Here is a 26,289-nt window from a genome sequence, read left to right on the forward strand (position 1 = left end):
TCTTTATTTGTAATACAGCAGCTAGGTTCCATTGCTCTTACTGCTAAAATCATGACAGACCTCGGCCAATCGGTCGAGGTCTTCCTGTTGGTGGAGGGCGCTCACAACCAGCCGCACGATGGGCTCGTCGGTGGGGCGGGGGTAGGCAAAGCAAGCCGTGAGGATACCCCGCTGGCGCAGGTATTCGTGCAGTACTTTTTGTCGGCTGCAAAAAACGGGGTAGTTTTCTTTGTACACAAAAAGCGCGGTAGGTACCAGGCGCTCCGCCAGGTACCTGGTGTTGGCCAGCAGCTGTGCGTGGGCACGGGGGTACTCCTGCATTTCCAGGAGTTTTTGGAAAGCGTGCATATAGGCGGGAGCCGAAGGCGAACTACCCGCAAACCAGGGTAGTTGGCGCAGCGCGGCCAGTACTTCGGGCTCGGCCAGCACCACGCCCGCCGGTACGCCCATCGCCTTGTTGAGCGAGGCCACTACTATTACGTTTATATTCTCTTGCCGGGGTACTTGTGCGTAAATTCCTTTCCCCTGCGGGCCAAGTACCCCCAGCCCGTGCGAGTCGTCCACGACGAGCCAGATGCAGCCGTGGGTAGGTAGTTGGGCAAAAAGCGAAAAATCGTAGGCTTCGATCCAGGGTGAGCCCACCGAGTCGGTGCAGATGACGTGCGTCTGCTCGGGGGTACTTTGGGCGATCTGCCGCCGGGTACTTTGGGCCCAGTCGGCCCAGGTACCTTCGGTAGCGGCGTAGGCCTGGCCCCAGAGCGCCGGATGCACGCGCGGCGCGTAGTGAAAGCGCACGGAGGTACCTAGCCGGGTACTTTCCAGGTACTTCATCACCAGCTGGCCGGCCCACATGCCCGAGGCGGTGCTGAGGGCGGCGGGCGCGCCTACCCACTGCGCCAGGGTACTTTCGGCTTCCTCGTACACGGCCAGTTGCAGGGTGTTGTTGCGGGAGCTGCCAAAGTGCGTGCCGTAGCGCGCCAGGCCCTCGTGCAGGTACCTCCGGAAGCCCTCGTGCGGGCCCAGGCCCAGGTAGTCGGTGCCGCTAAACCACAGGTACTCCTGGCCGTCGTCGAAAAGTACCTGGCGGCCCGGAAGCTGGTGCGTGGTGTGGAAAGTCGTCATGGGTTTTGGACTAACAAGTGAGCGCCCGTGCCCGGCGCATCGGCGTAAAGTACCTGCCCGTCGTCGAAGCTCACGCCCGTGGCGGGGTCGTTGGTGATGAGCAAGGTACCGTCCATATCCACGTAGTCGAGCAGCGGAAGCAGGTGCGCGATGGCCGAAATCCCCACGCTGGATTCGTTCATGCAGCCCACCATCGTTTTTAGTCCCAGGGCTCTGGCCTCGGCGATCATGCGGCGGGCGGGCGTGAGGCCTCCGCACTTGGTTAGTTTTATATTAATGCCGTGAAACAACCCCTGGCAGCCCCGTACATCGCTTTCTACGATGCAGCTTTCGTCAGCAATCACGGGCAGGGCGCTTTCGGCAAAGACCCGCTTCATGCCCTCCAGGTCGGCGGCGGGAAGCGGCTGCTCGATGAACTCCACGTTCAGGTGCCGGAGCTCGTGCGAGTACCGGATGGCCTGCTCGGCGGTCCAGGCGCCGTTGGCATCGACCCGAAAGGTGGCGTCGGTATGGCGGCGGAGCTCCCGCACCAGCGCCAGATCATCAGAGGTACCTAGCTTGATCTTGTACAGCGGCCAGGGTAGTTCCTGCATCTTGGCCACCATTTTTTCTACGCGATCAATCCCGATGGTGTAGTTGGTGAGTGGGTTGCGGTCGGGCGAGAGGCCCCAGCTTTCGTACAGCTTCTTGCCCTGCCGCTGGGCGTGGAGGTCGTGGGCGGCTTCGTCGAGGGCGCACTGCGCAAAGGGGTTGTCTTTCAGGTAGGGGTAGGTACTTTCCCAAAGTACCTCGGGCGTGGCCCAGGTACCCGCCTCCACCAGCGGGCGCACCCGCTCCAGGGCTTCCTGCATACTGTCGATGGTAATGCCGTAGTACTTGTTGGAGGTCGCTTCGCCCAGGCCGCGGTAGGTACCTTCGCGCAGCTCCACCAGCAGGGTAGGCTGCACGTCACGCGAGTCGTGGGCAATGGTGAAGGTATGTTTGAGCCGGAGGTCGAACGTATGAAAAAGGAGTTGCATCGGTGGGTGTCAGAAATGAAAAAAGCGCCGCGCGGGTACTTTAGTTACGCATGTCGAGCCCCCAGGACAGCTTGCTGCGGAGGGTATTGAAAAAATCGTCGTCGAGCATCTTGATGAGCCGCGCCACGAAGGGCGCTTTCCGGATGGTAATGCGGGTCGATTCGTCCACCACCCGCGAGCGCGAGTCGAGCGAGAGCAGGAAGCTGTTGCTGCGGCTTTTGACCTCGAAACTCAGCACGGAGGTATCTTCCACCACGAGCGGGCGCACGTTGAGGTTGTGCGGGCTCACGGGCGTCAGGATGAAGTTCTGCGAATGCGGTACCAGCACCGGCCCGCCGCAGCTCAGCGAGTAGCCGGTCGAGCCCGTAGGCGTGGAGATGATGAGGCCATCGGCCCAGTAGGAGTTCAGAAACTGGCCGTTGAGGTAAGCGTGGACGGTGATCATGGACGACGTGTCGGTCTTGGTAATGGCAAAATCGTTCAAGCCGAAGTTGAGGCCGTCGAAGAGGTCGGTGTCCGATTCAAGCGTGAGCATGGAGCGTTCGTCGATGCGGTACTTACCCGCTTCCAGCGCCCGGATCATGTCCGGAATACGCTCCGGAGGTACCGTAGCCAGGAAGCCCAGCCGCCCCACGTTGATGCCAATGGCCGGGATTTGCCGCGCGCCTACCAGCGACACCGTTTCGAGCAGGGTACCGTCGCCACCCATGCTCACAATGAGCCGGGCGTCGAAGAGGTCGGCGGGGGCATCGTAGACCAGCGAGGTATGGTGCTGCACGTCGGACTGATCCAGAAATTGACGGAAAGGGGCCGATAGCTGGACTTCGATGCGACGGCGGGCCAGCTCATCAAACATAGCCTGAATAAACGGACGAGCCGCTGCGTTGAAGTTTCGTCCGTGGAGCGCTATTTTCATGCGGAAAATGGATATTCCTTAACGTCCGAAAGATAAGCGCAAAATACCGAATCGAAAACCCGGCTGGTGAATTTGTTACGAAAGGTACTTGGTTAGGAATATTTTACGCTAAACTTCCCATAGGCTAATGCCAAAGGAAGAAGAGTTTGTACGAACAAAACCTGAGGCTCTTTTTCCTTGGAGCCAGCCTACTAGAAAGTACCTTGCAGTAAAGCGTAAGGAGAATGAGGTACTTTATAAAGTACTTGCCTGGAAAAATAAAGTACCTGCCTGGAAAAAGAAACCCGGCTACGTAGCCAAGTACCTCAGCAGCATGTCGAGGCGTTCCTGGTCCACGCTTTCGATGGGGTCGTTGGCGTGGGCCTCCTCGATGTAGTACCCAAAGCGCTCGAGCGTAGCGATGATGGGTGTGATGTTGGTGCGGTTGAGCTTGAGCGTCAGCCGGGAGTCGTCGGGAGAAGTATACGGCGCGGGCGAAGCGTAGATGCTGCTCAGTACTTTGGTGCCGTTGGACTCAATCAGGCGGCTGATCTCGGAAAGCGAGTAGTCGCGCTCGGCCACTTTCAGCACCAGTACGGCTCCCTTTTCCTGCACACCCAGCAGATCCGCGAAGCGTTCCAGCATTTCGCTCACAATGATGGTACCCGTCAGGGTATGTTCTTCGGCCAACACGGGAAGTACCTTCAGGCCAAACTGGTTGGCGATCCGTAGCAGTTCGTACACGTGTTGGTCTTCCGTAGCGTACACGTCTTCGTGTTGGCGGATTACGTCCACCAGCGACTGGGCGGCATCGGGGAGGTCAAGCAGAATAGCCTCCGAAACAATCCCCCGGTATTCGTCCCCTTCGGTCACTACGAGCTGCGGGGTTCTAAACTCATCCATCCAGTCCAGTGCCGTGCTCACCGCATCGGTGAGCTTCAGGGTAGGCAGCATGGGGTTGATGAGCGTAGCAGCTAACATGGGTTTCTATTGGGCTTTTGCGAAAACTATAAAAAAACGGACTTACTATCAAACAACTTGCCAAATCTTTTTATAGAAAAGTATAAAAAAAGGGCCGCACGCGGCCCCGAAAATTCTGGTATGGCGCGCCTAGGCGGTCTCTAATAACGCGTGTTTAGCCAAAAATTGTTCCAGGATACGATTAAAGCGTTCCGGATGCTCCATCATGGGCGCATGGCAGCATTTATCAATAAAGTGCAATTCAGAATCAGCAATGAGGCGGTTGAACTCGTGCCCCACGTAGGGAGGCGTGATGGTATCGTTGAGGCCCCACACCAGCAGCGTCGGGACGTTGATAAGGTGCAGGGATTTGGCCAGGTTGTGGCGCTGGGCGGATTTGGCAATACCCACGATGCTCATGCATTTAGGAATGCTGGAGGTCGTCTCGAAGACTTCGTCAATGAGCTCCTTGGTGGCTACCTTAGGGTCGTAGAAGGTGTAGGCTACGCGCTCGGCGATGTAGTCGTAACTACCCCGCTTGGGGAAAGAGCCCCCCATCGAGTTTTCAAACAGCCCCGAGCTACCCGTCAGTACCAGTCGCTGCACGTTCTCGGGGTTCTTGAGGGTATACAGCAGCCCCACGTGGCCCCCCAGGGAGTTGCCCAGCAGGGTCAGGTTTTTAAGGTCCTTAAAAGCCAGGAAACGCTCCAGAAAGTCGAGCAGGGCTTCGAGGTCGGCCTTGCGGGGAGGAAGATCATAAATAGGAAGTACCGGAATCAGGACGCGGTAGCGATCCGAAAAACCGTCAATGACGCCGTCCCAATTGCTGAGGGCACCAAACAACCCGTGGAGAAGGAGGAGGTTTTCGCCCTGTCCTTCGTCGATAAATTTGAAGTCGCCTTCTACGTGTACCTGATACTTCATCCTTGTATTAAGTCTTACTAGCGTTTGTGATGGGAGTCCCTTATTTTCTGCGAAGTCTTACCCGGTTTTCTTAACTTAATGAGCCTACAGGTAGTTTAGCAAAAAACAATAGTGGATAATTACAATACAGCGGTAACTAAGTTTTCTTAGGGGCGGATAATCAATGACTTCTAAAAATAAGGTTTTCTTTGCTATTTATAGCATTTTTGATGCACAAAACTACTTCTTTTTTTCTCAAAAACGGACAAAGCAACACAAAATATTTAGTGATTATATCTTGTAAATATTATATTATTGAACATAAACGGGAACAAATAACATGGAAACATCCTATCCGGTAGTGATCATAGGCGGCGGTCTGGCCGGCCTGAGCTGCGCCCGTTACCTGCACAAACGGGGCCTACAGCCGGTACTACTGGAGGCCAGCGACGCCGTCGGGGGCCGCGTGCGGACGGATGTGGTGGAGGGTTTCCGGCTCGACCGCGGCTTTCAGATCCTGCTCACGGCCTACCCCGAAGCCGAGCGGCTGCTCGACTACCCCGCGCTGCGCCTGCAGGCCTTTCGCTCCGGGGCCGCGATCCGCTACCAGGACCGGTTTGTGGAAATGATGAATCCTTTGCGCGAGCCGTTGTCGGCACTAAGTACCCTGACGGCCCCCGTGGGCTCGCTGGCCGATAAGCTCCGGATCGTGCAGCTCCTGCGCGACGTACAGAGCGTAACCCACACGGAGGATTTTTTCCGCGGCCCGGCTACCGATACCCTGGAGTACCTGCGCGCCTACGGCTGGAGCGACCGCATGATCAGTACCTTCTTCGAGCCGTTTTTTGGCGGGGTTTTTCTGGAGAATGAGCTAAGTACCTCCAGCCATTTTTTTCGGTTTGTGTTCAAGCAGTTTTACAGCGGCGACGCCGCGCTGCCCGCCGGGGGCATGCAGGCCATTCCGGAGCAGCTGGCCGCGGCCCTGCCGCCAGGTACCTTACGGCTTAATACGCCCGTAACGGCCATCGACGGCACCACCGTAACGCTCGCTAACGGCGAAACCCTCACTGCCCAGCACTTGGTACTGGCCACCGACGCCGCCACCGCCGACCGGCTCCTGGGCGAAACCCCGGCGCGTACCTACAACGTCACGACTTGTACCTACTTTGCGGCCGGTCGCTCGCCGTTGCCCAAAAAACTGCTGATGCTAAACCCCAACCGCCTCTCGCCGGTGCACCACCTCAGCGTGCCGAGCGACGTAGCCCCTACCTACGCCCCCGAAGGCCAGGCGCTGGTGTCGGTAAGTACCCAGGGCGTGGAACTGGCCAACGCCAAAAAACTCGCCGACGACATCCGGCAGGAGCTGACGGGCTGGTTTGGCGAAGAGGTGCGGCAGTGGCGGCACCTGCGTACCTACCACCTGCCCGAAGCCCTGGTGCACTACGGGCCGGAGAAGGGCCCGCTCCCGCTGCGCCTGGCCGAGGGCCTCTACCGCTGCGGCGACTACACCGCCTACCCCTCGCTGAACGCCGCCCTGCAAACGGGCCGCCAGGTGGCAGAGATGATCGGGGAGCGGTAGTGAATTATTGGTTGCAAACCGGCGAGAGGTACTTTATTTTTTTGCTATTTTGCTGAATAGCTAAAGTACCCTTATGAAGCGACGACATTTTCTAGGCTTACTGAGCCTTTTGCCGCCCCTTTGGCTAGTGGGTTGCAAGCGCCCACTACCCTTGGGACCTACCATCCTTACGGGACGTGTGGTTGACGAAAACGATCAGCCCATGGCTGGGATAGTCATTGATTTTTCAGGAATGCGAAGAAGTGGTTTTGCACCCATACCTACTTTTAGTGAAACCACTCAAACAGACGAAAAGGGGAATTATACCTTTTCAAAAGAGATCCCACAATCCACCACAAGAGCGTCAATTTCACTCCAGGAGCCACAGGATTACCAAACTTATTTTTTTATAGATGGTAATTACCATCTGCTTTCAACCACTTTTACCCTTCCTCGTGAGGACTTTGGTAAAACCACCACCCTACATTTTCAATTAAGAAAATGCTAGCTACGCACCATGAAACGGCACCTAACCCGCACCATTTCTCCTGTATTTCTGCTATTTATTGCTCTGAGCCTGGATGGCTGCTTGCTTAGCTTCCGCACTTCAACTGTCTACGGCACGGTGACTGAGCAGGGAAGAAAACCTTTAGAAGGCGTAAAGATTAGCGTTTTGGGAATAAAGGCGAATCGCTCTACGCTGTTGCACGAGCTATCTACCAACCAGGCAGGGGAGTTTCAACTTACCTTTGAAGTACCCCGAGGCTATAGCAGGCTCGATATAGGCATTCCATCCATTGAAAATCACCAATCCCAAGAGATCCCGCGTCTCATCTCACTTTATATAAATGGTGAAGAAACCAAAGATTGCTGCTCAACGCTTATTGGCAAAAAGACGAAGTACGACTTTGTGTTTCTGGTTAAAGAATAAGCTCACGGTGAAATCTGCGGTTATCAGCTAGGATGCTGTGGTAGCTATTCCGGATGTTGTTGGTTGGCAACATTGGCATGTTTTCTTCATGCTATAAAATGCTATGATCATACGTATTTTGTATGTATAATGTATTGTTTTACAGGGAATTAACCGGAAAAGTAGATGTGGGAAATTATATTTAGAATACTCTCCTTAGTACTTACTATTTACTACTGCTTCGCTTGGTTTTATTCCTTTAATTCAGCAAACTTGCAAGCAGATCGGGTAAATATATTTTTGAGATGGTTCCCAGTTGGCCTGTCGGTTGCTTGGATAAATAGCATTTTATTAGCATTAGCCGTAGCAAGCCTAGCAAATGTGTTATTGCATAAAAGGGTTAGTTCTACTTTTTGGATTCTTTTTCTAGTAGTACAACTGGTATTCATCATTTTTATAATTTGGCAATACCTTTAGCCTTTAAGGTACTTCATGAAAATTATTTAAGTGACGTAGCTAGATAGGGTTTTTTTGTAAAAAATAATAACCCTGAAAGGGTGCCATGATTATAGTAATAATAGGAATCCAAGCGTGACAGAACCCCGAATGGGGTGACATCATGCACTACTGCCACCCCATTCGGGGTTTCAATCGAGGTATTTTGAATAAAGCTATAATCCTATCATGCCTTCGGCATTTTTATAAGAAAGCCCTGCGTAACTAGATTAATGTGTGTGAATTTGCAGGGAAGCTACCCATTTACCCCGTTGGGCGTAGTTTGTAACTACGTCCTGGTGTCAAAAGGTCTCTGACCGAGGTACCTATAAGACAACAAAGCCCCACTCTAAGTCCAAAAAACGCCTGCTACGCGGTCCTACGGAGTGAGGAGAAGCTATTTCGCTAAAATAAAAAAGAAGATTCGGCGCTGGAAGTAGTTATAGGAAGATAGATAGTAAAATTAGTCCTATTTAACGACCCCTTGAATCTATGAAAACCTGGCTGAATTCTTTTTCGACGATGCGTTCGTTGCTGCAAAATATTGATTTAAAAGCCGTTCAGAAACTCTCCCAAAAGGTAGACCTCAACGAAATGATGGGCGTGGTGTCCAAAATGAGCGAGGACGATCTGGCCAAGATGATGAAGTTCATGAAGGCAGGTACCTCGGGCAAGAAGAAGGAGCATCCGCCCGTCAACGGCGACTTTTACAGCCTGGGGCACACGCTCACGCCCGAGGACCGCGCCATCCAGCTCAAAGTGCGGGAGTTTATGGAGCGGGAGATCCGTCCCATCGCCAACGAGTACTGGAACAAGGCTCAGTTCCCGATGCACATCATCCCGAAATTTGCCGAGCTCGACATCTGCGGGCTCACCTACCAGGGCTACGGCTGCGCGGGCCGCTCGGCGCTGCTGGAGGGTTTTATCGCGATGGAAATGGCGCGCGTTGACACGTCCATGTCTACTTTTTTCGGGGTACATAGCGGCCTGGCGATGGGCTCCATCTACCTGTGTGGCTCCGAGGAGCAGAAGCAGCAGTGGCTGCCTCCCATGCAGCGCATGGAGGTGATGGGGGCCTTTGGCCTCACGGAGCCGGAGGTGGGCTCGGGCGTGGCGGGCGGACTCACCACGACCTGCCGACGCGAGGGCGACGAATGGGTACTGAACGGCCAAAAGAAGTGGATCGGCAACGCTACCTTTTCCGACATCACAGTCATCTGGGCGCGAAACGTAGCCGACAACCAGGTGCGGGGGTTCATCGTTCGGAAGGATAATCCGGGCTTCGTGGCCGAGAAGATGGAGGATAAAATGGCGCTCCGTACCGTACAGAACGCTCTCATTACGCTTACCGACTGCCGGGTACCCGAAGCCGACCGCCTCCAGAACGCCAACTCCTTCAAAGATACCGCTAAGGTACTTCGCATGACCCGTGCCGGGGTAGCCTGGCAGGCCGTGGGCTGCGCGCGCGGTGCCTACGAAGCCGCCCTGAAGTATACTACGCAGCGGCAGCAGTTTGGTCGACCCATCGCGGGTTTTCAGCTGGTGCAGGACCTGCTCGTGACCATGCTGGGCGACCTCACGGCCATGCAAACGATGGTGTACCGGCTGTCGCAGCTGCAAGATCAGGGCGAGCTGGCCGACGAGCACGCTTCGCTGGCGAAGGTGTTTTGTACGCTGCGGATGCGCTCCATCGTAGACCACGCCCGCGAGCTTTTTGGCGGCAACGGCATCCTGCTCGAGTACGACATCGCCCGCTTCGTGGCCGACGCCGAGGCCATTTATTCCTACGAAGGTACCAAGGAGATCAACTCCCTCATTGTGGGCCGGGCCATCACCGGTGAAAGCGCTTTTGTATAAAAAAAGCAAAGTACCCCTGGCCACCTACAAAACGGTCAGGGGTACTTTAGGAAGTACCTTATTGCTACCTAAGGTACCTGACGGCTAAGCCGCCACGGGTACTTTGAGGAGCTCGTGCAGCTGGGCGTACTGGAGCAGCAAGATGGTTTTGGCGTCTTTGATCCGGCCGTCCCGGATCATCTCCAGCGCTTCGGCAAAGGGTACCTCAAGTACCTCAATGTTTTCCTGCTCGTCGTGGTGGCCGCCGCCCTCGCTGGTTTTCATAGTAGGGGTGTATTCGGCTACGAAAAAATGTAGGATTTCGGTCACCGAGCCGGGCGACATGTAGGCTTCAAACACCTTCCGTACTTCCTGGATTTTATAACCGGTTTCTTCTTCCGTTTCGCGCTTGATGCAGGCTTCGGCGTCGTCTTCGTCCAGCAGTCCGGCGCAGGCTTCGATGAGCATTCCTGTGGCGTTGCCGTTGAGGTAGGTCGGCATCCGGAATTGCCGCGTCAGAATCACGCGCTGGGTCGTAGGGTTGTATAATAAGATCACGGCCCCGTTGCCACGGTCGTAGGCTTCGCGCGCCTGCCGCTCCACGACGCCATCGGCCCGGCGGTAGTCAAACGTTATTTTCTTGAGCGTGTACCAATTGTCCGAAAGTACCTCTTCGGCAATGACGTGTACGTTAGGATTCATGACTAAAATGATTGTTTATGATTTATTTTGATTATTTTTGATCAAATGTAGAGAAATCATGCGATTCCCAAAAAGAAAAATCAAAATTCTTGAGATCATTGCCCAACGGGGCGAAGCGGATGTGAAAGTACTGGCGGAGGAGCTACGTACGTCTGAGATCACCGTACGGCGCGACCTGGCGCTGCTGGCGGGCGAGGGGCTGGTACTTCGCACGCACGGCGGGGCCATGAAGCCCGAAAGTACCCGCGGGCCGGTGGGCTTTGAACCAAAGCTGGCCACAAACCTGGCCCAGAAGCAGTACCTAGCCCGGCTGGCGGCGGCGGAGATTCAGGATGGGGAAGTGATTTTCCTGGATTGTGGCAGTACGGTCTTTCAGCTGTGTCCTTTTATAAAGGAGAAAAACATCAAGGTCGTGACCAACTCCCTGCCCGTGGTGCAGGCGCTGCTGGGGAGCCGGGTGTCGATCAACCTGGCGGGGGGCGAACTGGACCAGGAGCGGCAGGCCGTACACGGCTTGCTAGCCGAGGAGCACCTGCACCGGTACCAGGCCGACCGCGCCTTTGTGGGCGTAGATGGTATTTCGGCGGAGCGCGGGCTCAGCGCCAACAGTGAGCTGGAGGCGGGCATTACGCGGGCCATGATCCAGAACGCGCAGCGTACCTACCTCCTCTGCGACGCCTCCAAGCTGGGCCGCGAGAGCTACCTCCAGTTTGCGTCATTGGATCAGATCCACTGCCTCGTGACCGACGCTGACGCCAAAACGGCCCAACCTTTTGTAGATAAGGGCCTGCGCGTGCTGCGGGAGGCGGAGGAGAATAACGTATAAAAAGTACCCTACACAGCGACGTCCTGCTACTAGGTACCTTAAAAGTACCTGCTAGCAGGACGTCAATTCATTCTTTATAGAAAGAGAAGGTACTTCAAAGTACCCTTTTCTGCGGACTAGTACCCCACGCTGGTGTCGTCGCCGCGCGGATCGGAGCCGCCTTCCAGGGTACCGTCGGGCAGAACCAGGATGCAGTCCATGCGCCCGATGGTGTTGCGTTGCATTTCCAGCAAGTACCCCCGGCCCTGGAGCTTGTTGATGGTATTTTCGGTAAAAGCGCCCTGCTCAAAGACGGTCTTATCGGGCAGCCACTGGTGGTGGAATTTGAGCGCGTTGACGGCCTGCTGCATGGTCATGCCATGCTCCAGGACGTTCAGGATGGTTTGGTACACGGAGGTAATGATCGTGGAGCCGCCGGGGGTACCTACCACCATCAGGAGTTTGCCGTCTTTTTCCACGATGGTGGGCGTCATGGAGGAGAGCATCCGTTTGGCCGGAGCAATGGCGTTGGCTTTGTTGCCGATGAGCCCAAACATGTTGGGTACGCCGGGCTTCACGCTGAAATCGTCCATTTCGTTATTCATGAAAAAACCGCCACCCTTCACGATCACTTTGCTGCCATAGCCACCGTTGAGCGTCGTGGTGATTGACACGGCGTTGCCGTCTTTGTCTACCACGGAGTAGTGGGTAGTTTCGAGGCTCTCGTAACCCGGAATGGCCCCGCCGCTCACGGCCTTGCTGTCGGTAGCGGCGGCAAAGCTGAAGTCCTGCCAGCGCTCATGCAGGTACTCGCGGCTGATGAGCTTCTGCACCGGCACATCCACGAAGTCGGGGTCGCCCAGGAACTTGGCGCGGTCGGCGTAAACGCGGCGTTCGGCCTCCACCATCACCTGTACGGTGGAGTCGGCGTTCCAGCCCCAGCGCTTGAGCGGGTAGGGCTCCACCAGGCGCAGCAACTGCATGAGCGCCACGCCGCCGCTGGAAGTAGGTGGCATGGTGATGATCCGGTAGTTTTTATAGTCGCCCACGATGGGCTCGCGCCACTTGGCTTCGTAGCTTTTCAGGTCTTTTTTGGTAATAATTCCCTTGGATTTCATTTCGGCGGCCAGCAGCCGGGCCACTTTTCCTCGGTAAAAACCTTTGGCACCCTGGCGTTGGATGCGCCGAAGTACCTGGGCCAGGTCGGGCTGGCGCAGCGTGTCGCCCGCCTTCCAGGGCTGGCCGTCGGGCCGCAGAAAGTAGGTGGTGCCGGGGTTTACCTGCTGCACCGATTCCTTGATGGCGTTGAGGCCGCGCGCTTCCCGTTCGGTCTGGATGGTACCTTGCTCGGCCAGGTCGATGGCCGGTTGCAGCAGCTCCCGCCAGGGTAGTTTACCGAAGCGCCGGTGCGCCTCGGCCATGCCCGCCACCGAGCCCGGTACCCCGCTGGCCAGGTGGCCCAGGGTACTTAGGCGGGGTACTACGTCACCGTTTTCGTCAAGGTACATGTCTTTATCGCTTTTCAAGGGCGCTTTTTCCCGAAAATCGAGGGTGTAGTTCTGGCCGTCTTTGTCGCGATAGACCATGAAGCCGCCCCCACCGATGTTGCCCGCCGAAGGGTGTACCACGGCCAGCGCAAACTTCACGGCCACGGCCGCATCGACGGCGTTACCGCCTTTTTTTAGCACTTCGACCCCCACGCGCGAGGCATCCGGATGGGCCGAAGCCACCATGCCGTTGGCCGCAAAAATGCCCTCGCGGTCGCTGATGAAGGGTTTTTGATTTGGGTCGTCGGTCAGGAACTGGTAGAAGCCCTTGGACTCCCTGACGGGCTGCTGGGCGTAGAGCAGGCAGGGTAGGCAGGCAAGCGCTAGTAGTAAAAAAGGGAGGTGCCGTTTTTTCATGATTAGATTTAGCCGGTAGGTTAGGTGTTGGGTAGCTTAAATGTACACAAGGTGCCGGATTTAAGAAAGTACCTTCCGGCAAAGAACTTTTAAAATAGCATCATCGCTTGGATAAGTGCTATTCATACTATTTTCTAGCCACTTATCCTTTATTCGCTTGTTCGGTAGCGGGTAGTTTTTAACTTTTGCGTTGCTATTGGTTGGCCTTACTACCCTGAAAGCCCTATGAAATTCATCCGACAAACTTTTGAGAGCTTCCGGTTTGCGTGGCAAGCGCTGCAATCAAACCTCACGCGCACGATTCTTTCCCTGCTGGGCGTTACCGTCGGGATTTTCGCCATCGTGGCGGTTTTTACCATCGTCGATTCCCTCGAGCGCAACATCCGCGAAAGCCTGAGCTCCATTGGCGACAAGGTGATCTACGTACAAAAATGGCCCTGGGGCTTTGGCGGTGAATACCAGTGGTGGAAGTACTTCCAGTGGCCCAATCCTTCCTACAACGAATACAAGTACCTCTACGACAACCTGGAAAGCGCCAGTGCCGTGGCCATCATGGACTTCAAGGGCGCTACGACGGTCAAAAACGGCTCCAACAGCATGGAGGCGCTTATTCAGGGGGTATCGTTTGAGTATAACGAAATCTCCGACGTACCCGTAGAGACGGGCCGGTACTTCTCGCCCATCGAAACCGACGCTTCGCGCAACGTGGCCATCATTGGTTACGAAATAGGACAGACGCTCTTCCCCAACCAGGATGCCGTGGGCAAGGAGTTCAAACTGGCGGGCAATCGCTTCACGGTGATTGGTGTGCAGGAACGCAAGGGGGAAAGCCTGCTGGACTTCGGAGGAAACCCGGACACGAAATGCATCATTCCGTACGGCGCTTTTGCCAAGCTGTTCCAGTCGGGCCGCCCCGACCCCGACATTGTGGTGAAAGGCTACGAGAACGACGAGGGAATGATGGAGCTGGAAGCCGAAGTAGTGGGCCTGATGCGATCCCGCCGGGGCCTGAAGCCCCGCGACGAAAACAACTTTTCGCTCAACCGGCCCGAGGCGGCGGCCCAGGCTATTTCGGGCCTGTTCGTGGTACTTACCGTGGCGGGTTGGGTGATCGGTAGTTTTTCTATTTTGGTGGGAGGCTTCGGCATTGCCAACATCATGTTTGTGTCGGTCAAGGAGCGCACCAACCTCATCGGAATTCAGAAATCGCTGGGGGCCAAGAATTATTTTATCCTGTTTCAGTTTCTTTTCGAGGCCGTGATGCTGAGCCTGGTCGGCGGACTGGTAGGAATCCTGCTCGTGTACCTGCTTACGTTTATGCCGCTCGGTACGCTGACGGTCACGATGTCGGCGGGCAATATAGTACTGGGCCTGGGCGTGGCAAGCGTCATTGGGGTACTTTCGGGCATCGTTCCGGCCATGTTGGCCGCTCGGATGGACCCCGTCATTGCCATTCGGGCCAAGTAGCGTATTGCAAAAATCACGGCTATTTCCGAAGTTAGTCGCGCGGATCGCCGCCAACTACCCCCAACTCCCTCTCGACCATGCGTAAGTGGATCATTCTCTTCGTTTTCCTGGCCATTGTGCTGGGCATTCTGTACTACATCAGTTTTGGTTATTATAGCGAAGGAAAGCGGGGCGGGTTTGTGGTGAAGCTCAGCAAGCGCGGCTACGTATTCAAAACCTACGAAGGAGTACTGAATGTAGGCGGCCTCTACGACGGCGGAGGTACCATGAGCGCCACCCAGTGGGATTTTTCCATTGGCAGCAGCAACCAGGAAGGCATCCAAAAGATTGAAGAAGCCATCCGGACGGGCCGCCGCGTCTCGCTCACCTACCAGGAAAAATTCTTCGTGCTGCCCTGGAACGGCGATACAGAGTACTTCGTGACGGACGTGCAGCTGCTGGATACGCCCCAGTACCCTCAAAACCCCCTGTACCAGGAGGAGCAAACTACCCCGCCGCTACCCGCTCGCCCGGCCCCGCTGCCCGAACTGGACAGCAGCGCGGAGGTACTTTAAAGTACCTTTGGCCGGGACATTCCCCTTTTTTTTGCGGCTAAAAAGTACCCCCTAGCCCCCGGCTTTTTTGGTGCGGTATCCCTTGGCTTGCAGCCAGGCCAGTACCTTGTCGCGGTGGTCGCCCTGGAGCAGGATCTCGCCGTCCTTGGCCGCTCCGCCGCTGCCGCACACGCCTTTGAGTTTTTTGGTGAGCGCGTCCAGGTCGGCGGTGGTACCTACAAAGCCCTTCACGAGCGTCACGACCTTGCCGCCGCCCTTGCGGTCGAGCCAGAGGCGCAGGTCCTGCCGGTCGGGGCTGAGGGTTTCGGCCTCGCCGCTGCTGTCGTCTTGGTAGTCAAAGTCCGGATCGGTGGAGTACACAATGCCGGAGCGGTTCTTCTTGGACATAGCTATCTTCGTTAAAGGTACTTTTACAAAAAAACGGATTTTCAGGAAATAACGCGCAGGCTCTGCGGCACGATCCTTACATCCACCCGCGTGGTAGCCAGCTGCACCGGCTCGCCGTCGTAGTGGATCAGCGGCGGCTGCTCGGTTTCTACCCAAATCTCCTGTACTTTTTGGTACGACACGTAGGTAGAAAGCGGCATTTGTCGGGTGAAGAGCAGGTAGCTGAGCGCGGTGCCGTACAGCTTGGGGAAAGGCGCTACGGTACATACATCCAGCAGGCCGTCGGATAAGTCGGCCTGCGGGGCTACCCAGGCGTTGTTGCCAAACTGACCGGCGTTGGCAAAGCTCAGTGAAAAAGCCGGTTGCGGCTTGCCGTTGACGACGTAGGTCTGCGGCTGGTAGGGCCAGTAGGCTTCCATCGCCACCTTTACGTAGGTAGCCAGACCGCGCTGTGCCTGCTGGCTGAAGAGCTGGCCCACGTGCGCGTCGAAGCCCATGCCCGCCAGGCCAAAAAATGGGTACTCGTTGAGCCGGGCGGAGTCGATGGTACTTACGCTTCCCGCCAGCACGCGCTGGAGGGAAGCTTTCAGCGTGAGCGGGAGCCCCAGGTGGCGGGCCAGCCCGTTGCCCGAGCCCAGCGGCAAAATACCCAGCGGCGTGGGCGTATGCACCAGCGCGCGGGCTACTTCGTTCACGGTGCCGTCGCCGCCCACGGCCACTACGCCCGCCCAGGGCTCGGTAGGCAGGGCTTCCTGCACCAGCTCGGTGGCGTGCCCCGGCCCCTGGGTAGTAACTACCCGAGCGTGGTGCCCGGCCTGCTGCGCCACGTCCTCGATGTACCGGATCATGTCGGCCGCGCTACGCCCCAGGCGGGTACCTGAGTGGGGATTAACCACAAATAAAAAGGTTCTCACGCAAAAAGGAGAAAAAGGACCAATATGAACACGATGATGAACAGGTAGTAAAGCCCGTCTACAAAGGGGTACTGCTGGCGGTCTAATTTTTTAAATAGGTCTTTGAACATAGCGTCAGCTAAAAGTGGACAACCCTCCCTAAAAGGTACCCGCGCGGATTTCGTGGTAATAACGTACCTTGTCGAAGATTTAGGTTTGTTTTAAGCTACACAAAAATCCGTAAAAATGATGAGAAACTACATGCTTTGTCTGGTACTTATCTTCCTGGCCGGGGTGGCCGTGGGGCAGTCGGCGGCGGACCGCCAGGTTATTTTGGGTACCCTGGACCGCCAAACCAGCGATTGGAACGAAGGGAATATCGAAGCCTTTATGAAAGGGTACTGGGAGTCCGACTCCCTGATGTTTGTGGGGAAATCGGGCGTAACGTATGGTTACCAGCGTACCTTTGAGGGGTACCTGCAGCGCTACCCCGACCGCGCCACGATGGGTACTTTGAAGTTCGACATCCTGCACCTGAGCTTCCCGGAGCCCAACGTGGCTTTTCTGGTGGGCAAATGGCACCTCACCCGCCCCGAGGCCGGCGACGTGGGCGGGCATTACACGCTGCTGTGGCGCAAGCTCAACGGAAAGTGGGTTATCGTGTGCGATCATACGAGTTGACTTCTAAGAAGGCAAGATAGGACCCTACCGGGAAGCGGCCAGCCGGGACAAACTTTCGTTTCAAAGAGTGGGTTGTAAAATAGGGCGGGTACGAAAGTACCCTATTTCCACATCTGGTTTTTGATGACGAATTGATTTTATGAAAGATACAAAATTAAAAGCAAGGCAACTCCGACGCACCAAACTCCTGCGCCGGATGACGCGGCCCATGGGGGGCTTTCTGCAGCCCATCATCGACCCCATCCGCGACCTGGCCGAGAGCGGGCGGTTGGCGGGCGTGCTGCTGCTAGTAGCCACGGTCATAGCCATGACCTGGGCCAACCTACCCGGCGGGGGTAGTTTTGTGGCGTTCTGGGATTTGAAAGTAGGCGTTGAGCCACTCTACAAGAGCCTGAGCCACTGGATCAACGACGGCCTGATGGTGATCTTCTTCTTCTTTGTGGGGCTGGAGATCAAGCGGGAGGTCATGCGCGGCGAGCTTTCGAGCTGGCGGCAGGCCATGCTGCCCGCCTCGGCGGCGCTGGGTGGGGCCATCGTGCCCGCATCTTTATTCTTACTCTTCAACTGGGGTACTTCGGGCGAAGACGGCTGGGCCATTCCCACGGCTACCGACATTGCCTTTTCGCTCGGGATGCTGTCGCTGCTGGGAGATCGCGTACCCTTTGCGCTGAAGGTATTCCTGACGGCCCTGGCCGTGATCGACGATCTCATTGCCGTACTCATCATTGCGCTCTTCTACACCCAGGACATCCACCTCGACATGCTGCTCTACGCGGGCGGGGTACTGGTGGTGCTGGTACTGCTCCATGTCTTCAAGGTCTGGAGGGTACTTCCCTACCTGTTGCTGGGGGTGGTACTTTGGTTTTTTGTGTTAAAATCGGGCATTCACGCCACCATTGCGGGGGTACTTTTGGCCATGACCATCCCGCTGCACAAAGTAGACGACCTCGAGCACGCGCTCTACAAACCCGTGAGCTACGGCATTATGCCCATTTTTGCCCTGGCCAATACGGCCATCATTCTCCCGGCCGACGTGGGTCAGCTGCTCTTCTCGCCCCTGAGCTTTGGCATCATTGCGGGTTTATTCCTGGGCAAGCCGCTGGGGATTGTGGTGTTTTCCTGGCTGGTAGTTAAGTCGGGGCTGGTAGAGCTCCCCTTTGGGCTGCGCTGGCGGCACGTGTTTGGGCTGGGCTTCACGGCCGGGATCGGCTTCACGATGTCGATCTTCATCACGAGCCTGTCGTTTACGGACCTATTGCTGCAAAATACCGCCAAGCTGGCCATTTTGGTCGGTACGGTGTTGTCGGGGGTAGTGGGGCTGCTGTGGCTGATCAAAGTGGAGAAAACCCTGGCCGAGGACCCCGCCACCACCGTAGCCGCGGAGTAGGTAGGGGTACTTTACGAGGTACTTTGTCACGGATGATTCACCAGACTATAGACTATTCGCATATAAGATAAAAAGCCAAGAAGGACAGCCGTTTCGACAGCTATCCTTCTTGGCATATTAGGGGTAATTTTAAATAAAACTACTGGCGGGTAAACGTCAGCGTAGCGCGGTGCTGGCTGCCGGGTGTACCAGGTACGGCGCTAATAACGGTATCGCCCGTCCAGGTCATGGTCGTTTCGTTCACGGTGAGGTCGAAGGCGGTACTTTGCCCCCCGCTGGTCAGGATCATGCGGTTGTTTTCCACGCGCCAGCCTGCGTTAAGATCAATCCCAAACTGGGCAAAGGCTCCCGCGGCCGCCTGGCAGTCGGAAGGTACGTCACCGCTCAGGTTGCCGGAGCTATTGACGCGAAGCGTCGTACGGCTGAGGCAGTTATTGAACTGAGTATTCAATATAGCAAACAGTTCGGTTTGGCCTACGTAGGCTGGGTTCACGGTAATGGACGTCAGCGCCCAGGTACCTTCCACGCCCGAGGGCCCCGGCTCCGAATCTTTTTTACAGGCCAGCGCTCCCACCGCCAGGAGTACCACCAGCAGGTAGGTGCTGGTCTTTTGAAGTTGTTTTTTCATGGTACTTTTTTGAAAAATAAAAGGTTTAAGCACGATATACAACGACAAAGGTACAGAGAAATTGGCTCCCGGCGGGCGGGAAGTATGTGAACGGTGGGCGCGGATGGGCCAACGACGGGAATAAGTACCTCAACCCCTAAATCCCCTTCTCCTGTCAGGAGAAGGGGACTTGACTAGGCGGGGCGACTTGAACGGTTTTACCTTTGGCAAAAACCGTTAGGTACTTGGTGTGTGGTGCAGATAGAGGAAGTGGGTACTACTTGCGCTTAAACTCCAGCGTTATTTTATGAAGCGTTTCCTGGCCGGTGTCTTCATCTTCAATGGCAATTTGCTCTTCGTCCGTCCAGCGCATGGTATTTCCGTTTACTTCCAGGTCATAGCGGGACACCTCGCCGTCGCTCGTAAGGATTATTTTGTTGCCTTCTACGCGCCAGGAAGCCGTAGGGTCAAAAAACTCTTCGACAGATTCGGTGCTGCCCAGGCAGTCGGCGGGGGCGTCGCCACTCAGGGTACCGCCCTTTTTGAACGTAAAGGTGATGCGGCTAAGGCAGTCATTGCCCAATACAAAATTCAATATGGGTAGCATGTCATCTCCCCCTGGTAGGGCTGGAGAAACCTTCAGGGCAGCGATGTTCCAGCTTCCTTCCACGTTTTTGGGGCTAGGATCATTGTCTTTGTTACAGGCCCAGGCGCTCAGCATCAGAAGGCCCACGAGCAGGTACTTGGTTGTTCTCTTGAATGGTTTTTTCATGGTCAGTTAAATATAATAGTAAAAGGTACTTTGGACTGGCAACAAAGGTAGGGGAAGACGGCCCATAAGAAGTGGAGCCACTGCGTAAGCTTGGAGTTTTGGCTAGTAACTGGTCGTACCTAACCAGCAAAATGCAGCGTGAATTACTTCAAAAACAGCGCGAGTAGCCGCCGGGCGGCGGCCAGGGGTAGTTCGTGGCCCTGCTGTACGGCCTTTTCGGTGGCGGGTAGTTGCCGAAGTACCTCGGGGTGCCGCCGAAAGCGCTCTTCCAGCGCCTGCCGGATGTAGTCGTGCATCCAGTCGAGGGCCTGGGCGCGGCGGTTTTGTTCAAAGTACCCCGTCTGGAGGGTACTTTGGTGGTACTTTTGGATGAGGTGCCAGAGCTCGGCCAGGCCGGTACGCTCCAGGGCCGAGCAGGTAAGTACCTGAGGTACCCAGCCCGAGGCCGCGGGCGGAAACAGGTGCAGGGCGTTTTGGTACTCGGCCTGGGCGCGGCGGGCTTCGGCGGCCAGCGGGCCGTCGGCTTTGGTGATGGCCACGGCGTCGGCCATTTCCATGATGCCCCGCTTGATACCCTGGAGCTCGTCGCCCGCCCCGGCGAGCATCAGCAGCAGGAAGAAGTCCACCATGCCGCGCACCACCGTCTCTGACTGCCCCACGCCCACCGTCTCGACGAGGATAATTTCGAAGCCTGCCGCCTCGCACAGCAGCATGGCTTCACGCGTGCGGCGCGCCACCCCGCCCAGCGAAGTACCCGCCGCCGACGGACGAATGTAGGCGCGCGGGTCGTGGGCGAGCTCTTCCATGCGGGTTTTGTCGCCCAGAATGCTCCCGCCCGAGCGCTGACTGCTGGGGTCGACGGTCAGCACGGCCAGGCGCTTGCCCTGGCCCGTAAGGTACTTGCCGAAGGCCTCGATGAAGGTACTTTTGCCCACGCCCGGCACGCCCGTAATCCCCAGCCGCAGCGAGCGGCCCGCGTGCGGAAGTACCCGCTCAAGTACCTCCTGCGCCAGGGGCTGGTCGGCGGGTAGTTGGCTTTCTACCAGCGTGATGGCCCGGCTCAGCACCACCCGGTCGGCGGCAAGTACTCCTGCTACGTAAGCTTCGACGGAAAGTCGCTGGCGCATGGGCGGTTGATCGTTTGACGAGCCAAAAGTACGGCTTATTGCGTTCAAAAGTATCCCCGGCAGGTACCTTAGGTACTTTTCAGAAGTACCTCCGCCCAGAGCAAATCTTCGGCGGTGGTGATCTTGATATTCTCGTAGGTACCTTCGGTGAGGTGAATGGGGTACCCGGCCTGCTCCAGCACGCTGGCGCAGTCGGTGAAGTGGGGTAGGTACTCACTCCGGAAAGCCTGGCGCATCCAGTCGAGGCGGAAGATTTGCGGGGTTTGGATGAGCCGGTAGGCCGCGCGGTCCACGGCCTGGTTGTGGCCGTCGGGAGCTACCCGCCGCACGGAGTCTTTCAGCGGCACGCAGGCCACCGAAGTACCTTCCGCGGCCGCCTGGCGGAAGCCAGCGGCGATGAGGGTGCTCGTGACGAAGGGCCGCACGCTGTCGTGTACGGCCACGAGGCCTTCGGGGGCCTGGATCTGCCGCAGGCCGTTCTGGACGGAGTGAAAGCGGGTTTCGCCGCCCGCTACCAGCAGGTACTTTTCGTCAAAGCCGTACTGCTGGCAAAGTACCTGCCAGGTACCAAACTGACTTTCGGGAAGTACCAGGTACAGGGCGAGCTCGGGGGAGTAGCGGCGGAAGGCCCGCAGCGTGTGCATCAGGATGGGCAGCCCGCCCACGGGCAAAAACTGCTTGGGTACGTCGCTCTTCATGCGGCTTCCGCTGCCGCCGGCCACGATAATAGCGCTTTGTTGCATAAAGAAAGGGGAGTCGGGGAAAAGCAAAAATGGCCCGCGGGGAAGGTACTTCGCAGCGGGCCATTTTTGGGAATACTAGTATTGCGTAGGGTACTTTATGGTTAAATAATCAGCATCACGTCCCCGTAGGTAAAAAACTTGTACTTTTCTTTGATGGCCTGCTGGTAGGCTTTCATCACCAGGTCGTAGCCACCAAAGGCACAGGCCGACATGAGCAGGATAGACTCCGGCAGCTGAAAATTGGTGATCATGGCGTTGCCGATCTTGAACTCGTAGGGCGGAAAAATAAAGCGGTCGGTCCAGCCCTCAACGGACTTGAGGTGGCCGCTGGCCGTCACCGACGACTCAATGGCCTTCATGGAGGTAGTACCCACGGCGCACACCCGCTTGCCCGCATCCAGGGCCTTGTTCACAATATCGGCGCTGGTTTGCTTGATGAAGTAGTTTTCCGAGTCAGTTTTGTGCTTCGTCAGATCTTCCACGTCCACGGTCCGGAAAGTACCCAGGCCCACGTGCAGCGTGACGGGAGCGAAGTTCACGCCTTTGATTTCGAGGCGCTTCATGACGGCTTTCGTGAAGTGCATTCCTGCCGTAGGAGCCGCCACGGCGCCCACGTTTTCGGCGTAGATGGTCTGGAACCGTTCGCGGTCGGCGTTTTCTACCTTCCGGCGCGAAATAATTTCGGGCGGCAGTGGCGTTTCGCCCAGCTGATCCACCAGCTTCATGAATTCCTCGTGCGAGCCATCGTACAGAAAACGGATGGTCCGTCCCCGCGAAGTAGTGTTGTCGATGACCTCCGCCACCAGGTCGCTGTCGCCGAAGTACAGCTTATTGCCAACGCGGATCTTACGAGCCGGGTCTACGAGTACGTCCCAGAGGCGCATCTCGCGGTTGAGCTCCCGCAGCAGGAACACCTCAATCTTGGCCCCGGTTTTTTCTTTCTGGCCAAACAGCCGCGCCGGAAACACCCGGGTGTCGTTGATGACCATCACGTCACCTTCCGTAAAGTAGTCGATGATGTTGCCGAACGACTTGTGTTCGATTTCTCCGGTTTTGCGGTGTAACACCATCAGACGCGCCTCGCCCCGGTCGGAGGGGTGGAGGGCAATGAGACTTTGGGGAAGATCAAATTTAAATTCAGATAGCTTCATAAGCTTGTGGTCAGTAGAGCGGGAAGTGCGTTTGGCCTTTTTTGAGATCTATGTTAGCCAATTCCGATGCTTCGGACTAGTTGATGTAAATATAAGGACTAATGTTGTCGTAAAAACAAAAAATTAAGACCGCAAAAGTAGGCAATTTATCGAAATTTTTAGCAAGAAATTTTCCTTTACCTTCGAATACCCAGCCAGTAAGGGGTACTTGGCGCGTTTGCTAAAGCCCGGGATGTCCTAAGCCGGTTTTTTTAGTGCCCAGCGGAAGTACCTTGAACTACCGTTGGCTCCCGAGCCGGTGCCTTTTCCAGTGGCTGGCGGGGCGGGGCGGAGGGGTATCGGCGGAGGGAGTACCGGCTGGCCGCTCCATGAGCTGGGCCGCCAGCAGAGCCGCCAGCTGGGTAGCCTCGGGGTCGGGGGCTGGAGGCAGCAGGAGCTCGGGCCGGAAGTACTTAGCCACAAAGTGCGTGTCGAATTGCCCGGAGCGGAACGCCTCGTGCAGCATCACAAACCGGCCAAAAGGCAGGGTAGTTTGCACGCCGCTGATCTGGTATTCGTCAATGGCCCGGATCATTTTCTCGATAGCCTCGGGGCGGTTGTGCCCGTAGGTGATCAGCTTCGCGATCATGGGGTCGTAGTGGATCGGGATCTCCATGCCCTGCTCGAAGCCGTCGTCCACGCGCACGCCGTTGCCCTGAGGGCGTTGGTAGGTTTGCAGGGTACCTACGTCGGGCAGGAAGTTGTTCGTCGGGTCCTCGGCGTACACCCGTACTTCCAGCGCGTGGCCGTTGATGGCCAGGTCTTCCTGCCGGAGCTCCAGCGCCCGGCCCTCGGCAATGTAGATCATCTGCTTCACCAGGTCCACACCCGTGATCTGCTCCGTCACGGGGTGCTCTACCTGCAGGCGCGTGTTCATTTCCAGGAAGAAAAAATTCAGGGCTTCATCCACGATGAACTCCACCGTACCGGCTCCGTAGTACTGGCAGGAGCGGGCTACGTCGACGGCGCAGCGCCCCATGGCCTCGCGTACTTCGGGCGTTAGCACGGCTGAGGGCGCTTCTTCTACCACCTTCTGGTGGCGGCGCTGCACAGAGCACTCGCGCTCAAAGAGGTGGATGATGTGGCCGTGCTGGTCGCCCAGTACCTGGATTTCGATGTGCTTGGGGGAAGTAATGTATTTTTCAATAAACACGGACCCATCGCCAAAAGACGACACTGCTTCGCTCACGGCCCGGTCCATTTGCTCGTCAAACTCCGCCTCGTTTTCTACGATCCGCATGCCCTTGCCGCCCCCGCCCGCGCTGGCTTTAATCAGGATAGGGTACCCGATCTGCCGACTTAGGTGCTTGGCTTCGGCGCGGTCGGTGATGGCCTCGGACGTGCCGGGTACCATCGGGATCTGGTACTTACCGGCGGCCTGCTTGGCGGCCAGCTTACTGCCCATCACCTCAATGGACTCCGGTGAGGGGCCGATGAAGATCAGCCCGGCCTGCTGAACCATCCGGGCAAACGTGGCGTTCTCGGACAGGAATCCGTAACCCGGATGGATGGCATCCACGCCCAGCCGATGGCACACCTCAATGAGGCGGTCGCCCCGCAGGTAGGATTCGGCCGAGGCCGCCGGGCCGATGCAAACGGCTTCGTCGGCGGAGCGTACGTGCGGCGACAGCCGGTCGGCGGTGCTGTATACGGCTACGGTGGCGATGCCCATTTCGCGGGCCGTGCGCATGATCCGCAGCGCAATTTCCCCCCGGTTGGCGACGAGTATTTTTTTGATTTGAGGCATTCGGGACAAAGGAATTGAGTTGTTTAGGAAAATATTTTAGTAAGGTGTTGAGCAAAAATAGTATTTTGCCTAAGGAATGTACAGTAAAAATTCCTTTATATTATCCATCTGAATTGTACGTCAAGCAGCACAGAGGCGCAAAGAGAGGCACTAGGACCACTTGATAGTAAGGAGCTTACCCTGCCTGTTGGCCATACTCAGAGCGATTATAAAGGGTTGATAAGTAAATGAGTAGCCAGGTATAAATATTTTTTTTAAATTTGCATTTATTTAATTATAAAACGAACACCAAACTCCCATAAACCAATACAAAGTGGATATTTTTGAGAAACTACGCGACAACTGGGGACCAATCGGCACACCCGCCAAGATGTTGAACAGTCATCACTACTTTTCATTTCCGATGCTTGAAGGTGAGCTGGGCCCGCGTATGCGGTTTATGGGTCGGGATGTACTCAACTGGAGCCTCAACAACTACCTGGGCCTGGCCAACCATCCCGAAGTACGCAAGGTAGATGCCGAAGCCGCCGCCCGCTGGGGGCTGGCGTACCCGATGGGTGCCCGGATGATGTCCGGTAATTCGGTACTTCACGAGCAGTTTGAGCAGGAGTTGGCGCAGTTTGTGGGAAAGAAAGATGCCTTTTTGCTTAACTACGGCTATCAGGGCGTCATGTCCGTCATTGAGAGTGTCTGTGACCACCGCGACGTCATCGTGTACGATGCCGAGTCGCACGCGTGCTTGATCGACGGCATCCGCCTGCACAAAGCCAAAATGGGGCAGTACTATAAGTTTAATCATAACGACATGATTAGCCTCGAAAAAAACCTCAAGCGCGCCACCAAACTAGCTAATGAAAAAGGCGGGGGCGTACTGGTGATTACGGAAGGCGTATTTGGAATGTCCGGTAAAGTAGGCAATCTGCGGGCTATCGCTGAGCTCAAAAAACAATATAATTTTCGTCTGCTCGTCGACGACGCCCACGGCTTTGGTACCATGGGCGCGACGGGGGCCGGGGTGGGAGAAATGCTGGGCGTTCAGGCCGACATCGACCTGTACTTTTCTACCTTCGCCAAGTCCATGGCCGCCATTGGGGGATTCATTGCCTCCGACGACCCGGACATTATTATGTACCTAAAGTATAACATGCGCTCCCAGACCTACGCCAAGGCGCTGCCCATGCCCTACGTGGAAGGTTGCCGCAAACGTCTGGAGATGATTAAGTCCATGCCCGAACTACGCGAGAACCTCTGGAAGGTAGTCGATGCCATGCAAAACGGCCTGCGGGAACGAGGATTCAACATCGGAGAAACGGAGTCGCCCGTGACGCCCGTATTTCTGCACAGCGAGGGAGGGATTCCCGAAGTAACCCGTATGGTGCGTGACCTCCGCGAAAACATGGGTGTTTTTTGCTCCATTGTGGTGTATCCGGTGGTGCCCAAAGGACAAATCATGCTCCGGATCATACCTACGTCGGCCCACAGCCTCGACGACGTGGAGTACACCCTTGACGCTTTTACCAAGCTGGCCGATAAACTCAAAAATAGAGTGTACCAGGTCGAAGGCCTGGAAGAAGTTGCCTGATTATAAAAAGTCCCTCCCAGCGCTTGGGAGGGACTTTTTATAA

Annotated in this window: 25 protein-coding genes; 10 read left to right on the forward strand and 15 right to left on the reverse strand. The window is 56.3% G+C overall.

Going from position 1 to position 26,289, the window contains the following annotated elements:
- Window positions 1–21: 21 nt before the first annotated feature.
- The 5 genes from HNQ92_RS03065 to HNQ92_RS03085 all read right to left on the reverse strand — a co-directional run bounded on the left by HNQ92_RS03065 (window position 22) and on the right by HNQ92_RS03085 (window position 4,920).
- Complete coding sequence (locus HNQ92_RS03065; protein ID WP_184170737.1) at window positions 22–1,122, reverse strand: aminotransferase class I/II-fold pyridoxal phosphate-dependent enzyme; 1,101 nt, start codon at window positions 1,120–1,122, stop codon at window positions 22–24.
- Window positions 1,119–2,141 (reverse strand): dipeptide epimerase, encoded by a 1,023-nt coding sequence (locus HNQ92_RS03070; protein ID WP_184170740.1) that lies wholly within the window; start codon window positions 2,139–2,141, stop codon window positions 1,119–1,121. The genes HNQ92_RS03065 and HNQ92_RS03070 overlap by 4 nt, the downstream gene beginning before the upstream one ends.
- 40 nt (window positions 2,142–2,181) lie before the next feature.
- On the reverse strand, window positions 2,182–3,057 hold the full coding sequence (locus HNQ92_RS03075; protein WP_184170743.1) for an NAD kinase: 876 nt from the start codon (window positions 3,055–3,057) through the stop codon (window positions 2,182–2,184).
- Window positions 3,058–3,345: 288 nt separating this feature from the next.
- The gene (locus tag HNQ92_RS03080) at window positions 3,346–4,017 is read right to left on the reverse strand and encodes a CBS domain-containing protein (protein WP_184170747.1); all 672 of its coding nucleotides are present in this window, start codon (window positions 4,015–4,017) and stop codon (window positions 3,346–3,348) included.
- Window positions 4,018–4,146: 129 nt separating this feature from the next.
- Window positions 4,147–4,920: an alpha/beta fold hydrolase gene (locus tag HNQ92_RS03085; RefSeq protein WP_184170750.1), complete on the reverse strand. Its 774-nt coding sequence runs from the start codon at window positions 4,918–4,920 to the stop codon at window positions 4,147–4,149.
- Window positions 4,921–5,239: 319 nt separating this feature from the next.
- On the opposite strand from HNQ92_RS03085, the gene HNQ92_RS03090 reads away from it, so the two are divergent.
- The 4 genes from HNQ92_RS03090 (at window position 5,240) to HNQ92_RS03105 (ending at window position 9,719) form a co-directional block, all read left to right on the forward strand.
- A complete protein-coding gene (locus HNQ92_RS03090) occupies window positions 5,240–6,478 on the forward strand; it encodes a protoporphyrinogen/coproporphyrinogen oxidase (protein WP_184170753.1) in 1,239 nt (412 codons plus the stop codon).
- Window positions 6,479–6,629: 151 nt separating this feature from the next.
- A complete protein-coding gene (locus HNQ92_RS03095) occupies window positions 6,630–6,965 on the forward strand; it encodes a peptidase associated/transthyretin-like domain-containing protein (protein WP_184170756.1) in 336 nt (111 codons plus the stop codon).
- Between the two features lie 9 nt (window positions 6,966–6,974).
- Window positions 6,975–7,388, forward strand: a complete 414-nt coding sequence (locus HNQ92_RS03100) for a hypothetical protein (RefSeq protein WP_184170759.1) — start codon at window positions 6,975–6,977, stop codon at window positions 7,386–7,388.
- Between the two features lie 966 nt (window positions 7,389–8,354).
- Window positions 8,355–9,719: an acyl-CoA dehydrogenase family protein gene (locus HNQ92_RS03105; RefSeq protein ID WP_184170762.1), complete on the forward strand. Its 1,365-nt coding sequence runs from the start codon at window positions 8,355–8,357 to the stop codon at window positions 9,717–9,719.
- An 84-nt stretch (window positions 9,720–9,803) separates the two neighbouring features.
- On the opposite strand, the gene nudK is transcribed toward HNQ92_RS03105, so the two are convergent.
- On the reverse strand, window positions 9,804–10,400 hold the full coding sequence (nudK, locus tag HNQ92_RS03110) for a GDP-mannose pyrophosphatase NudK (protein WP_184170766.1): 597 nt from the start codon (window positions 10,398–10,400) through the stop codon (window positions 9,804–9,806).
- A gap of 58 nt (window positions 10,401–10,458) precedes the next feature.
- On the opposite strand from nudK, the gene HNQ92_RS03115 reads away from it, so the two are divergent.
- Window positions 10,459–11,226, forward strand: a complete 768-nt coding sequence (locus HNQ92_RS03115) for a DeoR/GlpR family DNA-binding transcription regulator (protein WP_184170769.1) — start codon at window positions 10,459–10,461, stop codon at window positions 11,224–11,226.
- A 116-nt stretch (window positions 11,227–11,342) separates the two neighbouring features.
- Here HNQ92_RS03115 and ggt read toward each other — a convergent pair whose 3' ends face one another.
- Entirely contained in the window at window positions 11,343–13,109 is a 1,767-nt protein-coding gene (gene ggt / locus HNQ92_RS03120) for a gamma-glutamyltransferase (protein ID WP_184170773.1), read from the reverse strand.
- Window positions 13,110–13,334: 225 nt separating this feature from the next.
- Here ggt and HNQ92_RS03125 point away from each other — a divergent pair, with 225 nt between their 5' ends.
- Window positions 13,335–14,576 (forward strand): ABC transporter permease, encoded by a 1,242-nt coding sequence (locus HNQ92_RS03125; RefSeq protein ID WP_184170776.1) that lies wholly within the window; start codon window positions 13,335–13,337, stop codon window positions 14,574–14,576.
- 77 nt (window positions 14,577–14,653) lie between these two features.
- Complete coding sequence (locus HNQ92_RS03130; RefSeq protein ID WP_184170779.1) at window positions 14,654–15,130, forward strand: hypothetical protein; 477 nt, start codon at window positions 14,654–14,656, stop codon at window positions 15,128–15,130.
- 51 nt (window positions 15,131–15,181) lie between these two features.
- Here the strand turns inward: HNQ92_RS03130 and HNQ92_RS03135 are convergent, their stop codons facing one another.
- Complete coding sequence (locus tag HNQ92_RS03135) at window positions 15,182–15,517, reverse strand: translation initiation factor (RefSeq protein ID WP_184170782.1); 336 nt, start codon at window positions 15,515–15,517, stop codon at window positions 15,182–15,184.
- 41 nt (window positions 15,518–15,558) lie between these two features.
- Window positions 15,559–16,413 (reverse strand): diacylglycerol/lipid kinase family protein, encoded by an 855-nt coding sequence (locus tag HNQ92_RS29035; protein ID WP_343062912.1) that lies wholly within the window; start codon window positions 16,411–16,413, stop codon window positions 15,559–15,561.
- A 246-nt stretch (window positions 16,414–16,659) separates the two neighbouring features.
- Between HNQ92_RS29035 and HNQ92_RS03145 the strand changes: the two genes are divergently transcribed.
- Together HNQ92_RS03145 and nhaA are read left to right on the forward strand one after the other, a co-directional pair.
- The gene (locus HNQ92_RS03145) at window positions 16,660–17,091 is read left to right on the forward strand and encodes a YybH family protein (RefSeq protein WP_184171790.1); all 432 of its coding nucleotides are present in this window, start codon (window positions 16,660–16,662) and stop codon (window positions 17,089–17,091) included.
- Between the two features lie 139 nt (window positions 17,092–17,230).
- Window positions 17,231–18,478, forward strand: a complete 1,248-nt coding sequence (nhaA, locus tag HNQ92_RS03150) for a Na+/H+ antiporter NhaA (RefSeq protein WP_246439540.1) — start codon at window positions 17,231–17,233, stop codon at window positions 18,476–18,478.
- A gap of 139 nt (window positions 18,479–18,617) precedes the next feature.
- Here nhaA and HNQ92_RS03155 read toward each other — a convergent pair whose 3' ends face one another.
- The 6 genes from HNQ92_RS03155 to HNQ92_RS03180 all read right to left on the reverse strand — a co-directional run bounded on the left by HNQ92_RS03155 (window position 18,618) and on the right by HNQ92_RS03180 (window position 24,664).
- A complete protein-coding gene (locus HNQ92_RS03155) occupies window positions 18,618–19,106 on the reverse strand; it encodes a lipocalin family protein (RefSeq protein ID WP_184170790.1) in 489 nt (162 codons plus the stop codon).
- Window positions 19,107–19,362: 256 nt separating this feature from the next.
- Window positions 19,363–19,857, reverse strand: a complete 495-nt coding sequence (locus HNQ92_RS03160; protein ID WP_184170793.1) for a hypothetical protein — start codon at window positions 19,855–19,857, stop codon at window positions 19,363–19,365.
- Window positions 19,858–20,000: 143 nt separating this feature from the next.
- Window positions 20,001–20,984: a methylmalonyl Co-A mutase-associated GTPase MeaB gene (meaB, locus tag HNQ92_RS03165; protein WP_184170796.1), complete on the reverse strand. Its 984-nt coding sequence runs from the start codon at window positions 20,982–20,984 to the stop codon at window positions 20,001–20,003.
- Window positions 20,985–21,052: 68 nt separating this feature from the next.
- The gene (locus tag HNQ92_RS03170; RefSeq protein ID WP_184170799.1) at window positions 21,053–21,727 is read right to left on the reverse strand and encodes a 2-C-methyl-D-erythritol 4-phosphate cytidylyltransferase; all 675 of its coding nucleotides are present in this window, start codon (window positions 21,725–21,727) and stop codon (window positions 21,053–21,055) included.
- A gap of 101 nt (window positions 21,728–21,828) precedes the next feature.
- Window positions 21,829–22,878: a tRNA preQ1(34) S-adenosylmethionine ribosyltransferase-isomerase QueA gene (queA, locus tag HNQ92_RS03175; protein WP_184170802.1), complete on the reverse strand. Its 1,050-nt coding sequence runs from the start codon at window positions 22,876–22,878 to the stop codon at window positions 21,829–21,831.
- Between the two features lie 277 nt (window positions 22,879–23,155).
- Window positions 23,156–24,664, reverse strand: a complete 1,509-nt coding sequence (locus HNQ92_RS03180) for an acetyl-CoA carboxylase biotin carboxylase subunit (RefSeq protein WP_184170804.1) — start codon at window positions 24,662–24,664, stop codon at window positions 23,156–23,158.
- A gap of 313 nt (window positions 24,665–24,977) precedes the next feature.
- On the opposite strand from HNQ92_RS03180, the gene HNQ92_RS03185 reads away from it, so the two are divergent.
- Window positions 24,978–26,246, forward strand: coding sequence for an aminotransferase class I/II-fold pyridoxal phosphate-dependent enzyme (locus HNQ92_RS03185; protein ID WP_184170807.1), 1,269 nt, complete (start codon window positions 24,978–24,980; stop codon window positions 26,244–26,246).
- The last annotated feature ends 43 nt before the right edge of the window (window positions 26,247–26,289 follow it).

It is taken from the genome of Rhabdobacter roseus, assembly GCF_014202275.1.
Lineage (GTDB): Bacteria > Bacteroidota > Bacteroidia > Cytophagales > Spirosomataceae > Rhabdobacter > Rhabdobacter roseus.